Genomic DNA, 4,998 nt, shown 5'->3' with positions numbered 1-4,998 from the left:
CAGCCTTCATGCCAAACGAATGTGCCAACTACTTCGAAAACGCCGGATACGCCTCAACCTAAATTCATCCCGCTCTAGGAGATTGGGCCTGGCCTCGTTGCGAGCAGCCGCTTTTCGCCATAAGCGACCGTTCCGTGACCACTGATTCTGCGAATTTCCCCTGCCGGCCTCGCCAGTAATGGCGTTCTGAGCTGTAATCACATCACCCAAACACCAGCCCGCCGCTAACGCCGCCGCGCGTTCAGTTCGGCCTGCTCAAGCTGGTTGTCGCTAGATTTTCTTTTGATCTCCCGGTGCACACATCGTGCACACGCCGCCTTGTAATCAACTGAAACACTTGAACTCCCGCTCCAATCCATCATTGGACGTCGGCGCCCTGCCCTCCGACTTGTTACTGTTCAGACGAATTGGACCGGCTCAGTTGGACGAGCGAGGTCTCTCGCTTGCAATTGCGCAGTGCTGAACAATCCAGGCCGACCAGGAAGTTCTGTTTTCGTGCGAGGCAGTATGTCATCGAAAGCGTTCCGCTTAGCCAAAACCGTTTGAAAAGCTCTAGTTGGTCTCGGCGTTTCAAACGGTGAAGCCGGCTAAGTGCTTGAAGGGCTTGGTGGGCGCACCAGGGCTCGAACCTGGGACCCGATGATTAAGAGTCATCTGCTCTACCAACTGAGCTATGCGCCCGGACTTGGTCCGGAAAAAGCCTTCGCAAGAGGGCGTCGTTTAGCAAAGCGATTCCCCGATGTCCAGCAAAGCTGACGGAGTTTTCCCGGCCTTTGGCGTGGGCCCGGAAAGGCAAAAAGCCGCTGGATTTCAGCGGCTTCTGCCCCTAGCCGGGCCGACCTCGGCAAACCGGCACTCAGAGCCGCTCCGGGCCCCCCCGGTCCGGCCCGTCATCCCGGTCATAGCGGTTGCGGTTGTAGCCGCGGTCCCGGCCGCCATCGTCGCGATCCCGCTCAAAACGCTCCATGCGGCGCTCCCGCCAGCCTTCGCCACGGCCATGAAACCGGTCCATTCCGGTCAGCACGGCCAGGCGGCGCTTCTGGCCGTCATCCAGCGTCTTGTAAAGCGGATCGGCCGCATCAGCGATTTTCTTCATGGCGGCCGCCGACGTCGCCATGTTGTCGGCGCGCTCGCGCAGGCGCGCCACCGGATCGTCCGGCTTCTGCTGGCTCGAATCGTCCCGCCGCGCATCCATCCGTGCATTGGCGCGATCGATCCGCAGTTTGGCAAATTCCCGCACCGCCGCTTCAACCGCCGGCCACAGCTTTTCCTGGTCGGCGGTCAGCTTGAGCCCGGCATGGACGGAGGCGATCCGCGCGTCGGCAAACGCCGCCCGGTCCTCCGGGTTCATCCGCATATGCCCGTAGCCCCAATGACGGTGCTGGGCATAGACCGCCGTCGAACCGGCGATGGCGAGCACCGCGACCGCGGCGATGGTGAACTTCCTCATGCTGACCTCCGTTGAAAGGTTGCATGAAGATGGGCCCGCGGCTGCCGGCAATCAACTAAACGATAGGCAAGAGTACCTTCCCTTACCAAGATGTAATGTCGCCCGTCACACCTTCCTGAACTAGAGCATGCCGAGGGTACGCGGCAGCCACAGCGACAATTCCGGGATGTAGGTGATGAGACCGAGGAAAACCAAGAGCGTGATCAGCCATGGCAAAACCGCGATCGACAATTCCGTAATGCCCATCTTGGCTATCCCGGAGGCCACGTAGAGATTGAGTCCGACCGGCGGATGGCACATGCCGATTTCCATATTGACCACGACGATGATGCCGAAATGCACCGGATGAATGCCGAGCTTGACCGCGATCGGATACAGGATCGGCGCCATGATCAGAACGATCGAGGACGGCTCCATCACGTTGCCGGCAAGTAGCAGCAGCAGGTTCACCACCAGCAGGAAGGTGATCCAGTTGACGCCGCTGTCGGTGATCCAGTTCGACATCGCCTGCGGGATCTGCTCGCTCGTCATCAGGAACGAGAACAGCACCGCGTTGGTGACGATGTAGAGGATCATCGCGCTCATGTTCGCGGACGCGAGCAGGACCTTGGGCACGTCCTTGAACCGCAAGTCCTTGTAGATGAACATCTCGATCAGGAAGGCGTACACCGCACTCATGGCGGCGGCTTCGGTCGGCGTGAACCACCCCAGATAGATGCCGCCCAGCACCACGACGATCAGCGAAATGCCCCAGATCGAATCCATAAAGGCGCGCCAGGCCTCGCCCCACGTCGCCTTCGGCACTTTCGGATAGTTGTTCTTCCAGGCGCGGTACCAGGTGGTTCCCGAGAGCATGATCGCCAGAATCACGCCCGGCACCATGCCGGCCATGAACAATTGCCCGACCGACGCGGAGCTGACCCGCTCACCGGCGGGGCCGAAGTAAACGGCGCCGCTGGTCGATACCGCATAGATCACCATGATGATCGAGGGCGGAATGAGGTTGCCGAGCGCGCCGCCGGTGACGATCACGCCCGCGGCAAAGCGCTTGGGATAACCGACCGACAACATCGCCGGCAACATGATCGATCCGATCGCGACCACCGTCGCCGGCGAGGATCCCGACACCGCGGAAAACAAGGCTGCGGCCATCGTGGCGGCGATGCCGAGGCCGCCGGCCCAATGGCCTATCATCGTCCGTGCGAATTCGATCATTCGCCGCGCGACGCCGCCATGGGTGAGGAAATTGCCGGCCAGGATGAAGAACGGGATCGCCATGATCTCGAACTTCTCGATGCCGGTGAACAGCTTGAGCGCCACCGATTCGATCGGCACCGTGGTCAGGAGGAACAGATATGTCAGGACGGTCAGGCCGAGCGAAATCGAGATCGGCATGCCCGTCAGCATCAGCGCGATCAGCAGGCCGAAGATAATAAGGGCGCTCATCGGGTGATCCCCGCAGCGCCCGCACCGGGAGCATCCACCTCGATGCCCTCGACCTGCGTTTCATCGTGATGCGGCAGATGGCCGGTGCGCCAGAAATTACGGGCCACCTGCAGGAAGCGGAAGCACATCAAATAGGAGCCGAGCGGAACGCAGAGATAGATGATCCAGCTCGGCATTTCCATGTCGGGGGTCACCTGGTCGGTGTGGTACAGCCCATAGACGAATTTCGCACCCATCGAGCCGACGACGAACGTAAACAGCGCGCCGCACAGCAGGCTGAACATGACGGTGACTTTGCGCTTCTCCGGACCGAGCTTGTTGACCAGTACGTCGACGCCGACATGGATGCCGGTGCGCACGCCATAGGCCGCGCCGAACTTCGCCATCCACACGAACATGATGATGCAGAGTTCCTGCGCCCAGGCCAGATTGATCGGAAACAGCAGCGGATAGAACAGGGGAATGCCGACCAGATAGCGGTGGGCTACCGCGATGAAAATAATCACGGTCGCCGCAGCGATCAGAAACGTAATCAGCCATTCCTCAAGCCGATCGAGGATTCGAAGCAGCACCGATATTCCCCCCAATTATCGAAGCTCGTCATGCCCGGCCTCGTGCCGGGCATCCACGCCTTGCTAGCGCATCAGCAAGGAAAGACGTGGATGGCCGGGACAAGCCCGGCCATGACGGCGCACGGTTCATTCGCCCCTGCCAGGAGCTTGGAAGCTCCCGGCATCCCCAGTCAATCGTCCTAGTTGGTCGCTCCCCTCGTCTCCTTGAGGAATTCGTCGATCAGCGGCTGGCCGACGCGGCCTGCGACGTCCTTGTAGACCGGCTCCATCGCCTTGCGCATGGCGGCGTCCTGCTCCGGCGTCAGCGTCAGGATTTCGCTCTTGTTGGACTTCTTGATTTCCGCAAACGCGTCGTCGTTTTCCTTCTGCGACTGGCCGTTGCCATAGGCGGTGGCCTCCTTCATGGCCTTGTCGAGCTGGCCACGGATATCCTCGGGCAGACCGTCCCAGAACTTCTTGTTCACCACCACGACATAGCCGATGTAACCGTGGTTGGTGACGGTGATGTGCTTCTGCACTTCGTGCATTTTCTGGGTGTAGATGTTCGACCAGGAATTTTCCTGACCATCGACGACGCCGGTCTGCAGCGCCTGATAGACTTCGGAGAACGCCATCACCTGCGGGATCACGCCGAGCGAGCGCATCTGCGCCTCCAGCACTTTCGAGGACTGGATGCGGAACTTGAGGCCCTTGTAGTCGGCGGGCGTGACCAGCTTCTTGTTGGCGGTCATCACCTTGAAGCCGTTATCCCAATAGGCGAGACCGGTCATTCCCTTGGAATCGAGCAGCTTCAGAAGCTTTGCGCCGAGCGGCCCGTCGGTGACCTTGCGCAGCGTCTTCAGGTCGGGGAGGATGTACGGCAGATCGAACACCTCGAATTCCTTGACGCCGATCGGGCCGAACTTGGCGTTCGATGGCGCCAGCATCTGCACCGCGCCGAGCTGCAGCGCTTCCAGCTCTTCCTTGTCCTTGTAGAGCTGCGAATTCGGGTAGACCTCGACCTTGACCTTGCCGGCGGTGTATTTCTCGGCGAGCTCCTTGAATTTCTCGGTCGCCAGCCCCTTCGGCGTGTTCGGCGCAACCACGTGGCTGAACTTGATGATGATCGGCGACTGCGCCGACGCCGGGCCCGCCAGGGCCAAAGCTGCGATCGATGCCGCAGCCAAAATCACTTTGCGCATGTTTCCTCCCAATTTATTTTTTGCGGAGCGCGAACACCCGGCTCCGAAGCTTGTATGCCACCGAACCAATACAGAGAAGCCGGGCAAAACGCCATTGCCCGTTAGCAGGGGCCGGCCTTCAAGGTTTGCTGCATCGCAAAATGTGACATCCTGTCCAGCCACGCTGTTCACCAAAGAGGCCGTTTGCCGCTTCACAATGCACGGACATGGTTCCGCACCCTCGCCGCGCGATGCGCCCGAGTTGTGCAACCGAGTTACCCTCCAAAAAAACGAGAGGGCGCAGGGAAGACCGGGTGCGCGCTGCACCCGCGGTCTCGCGTGCGGTTTGCACAAAACAAAATGCACACGA

4 protein-coding genes and 1 tRNA gene are annotated in these 4,998 nt (G+C 60.4%); all 5 read right to left on the bottom strand.

What is annotated here, in order from left to right; all coding sequences use genetic code 11:
* Positions 1-605: 605 nt before the first annotated feature.
* A tRNA-Lys gene (locus JQ567_RS37720) sits at positions 606-681 on the bottom strand.
* 175 nt (positions 682-856) lie between these two features.
* On the bottom strand, positions 857-1,450 hold the full coding sequence (locus tag JQ567_RS37715; RefSeq protein ID WP_212443510.1) for a Spy/CpxP family protein refolding chaperone: 594 nt from the start codon (positions 1,448-1,450) through the stop codon (positions 857-859).
* Between the two features lie 120 nt (positions 1,451-1,570).
* Positions 1,571-2,896, bottom strand: coding sequence for a TRAP transporter large permease (locus JQ567_RS37710; protein ID WP_212443509.1), 1,326 nt, complete (start codon positions 2,894-2,896; stop codon positions 1,571-1,573).
* The gene (locus JQ567_RS37705; protein WP_409363661.1) at positions 2,893-3,468 is read right to left on the bottom strand and encodes a TRAP transporter small permease; all 576 of its coding nucleotides are present in this window, start codon (positions 3,466-3,468) and stop codon (positions 2,893-2,895) included. Before JQ567_RS37705 ends, JQ567_RS37710 begins: the two co-directional genes overlap by 4 nt.
* Before the next feature lie 179 nt (positions 3,469-3,647).
* On the bottom strand, positions 3,648-4,649 hold the full coding sequence (locus tag JQ567_RS37700) for a TRAP transporter substrate-binding protein (protein ID WP_212443508.1): 1,002 nt from the start codon (positions 4,647-4,649) through the stop codon (positions 3,648-3,650).
* Positions 4,650-4,998: the final 349 nt, after the last annotated feature.

Source organism: Bradyrhizobium sp. AUGA SZCCT0431, assembly GCF_018131065.1.
Taxonomy (GTDB): Bacteria; Pseudomonadota; Alphaproteobacteria; order Rhizobiales; family Xanthobacteraceae; genus Bradyrhizobium.
The sequence above is the reverse complement of the archived record's forward strand: the minus strand, read 5'-3'. Positions and strand labels throughout refer to the sequence as shown.

Excerpts from the sequence above, each read along its gene's own strand:
- JQ567_RS37715 (WP_212443510.1), bottom strand. The coding sequence starts at position 1,450 with ATGAGGAAGTTCACCATCGCCGCGGTCGCGGTGCTCGCCATCGCCGGT.
- JQ567_RS37710 (WP_212443509.1), bottom strand. The coding sequence starts at position 2,896 with ATGAGCGCCCTTATTATCTTCGGCCTGCTGATCGCGCTGATGCTGACG.
- JQ567_RS37700 (WP_212443508.1), bottom strand. The coding sequence starts at position 4,649 with ATGCGCAAAGTGATTTTGGCTGCGGCATCGATCGCAGCTTTGGCCCTG.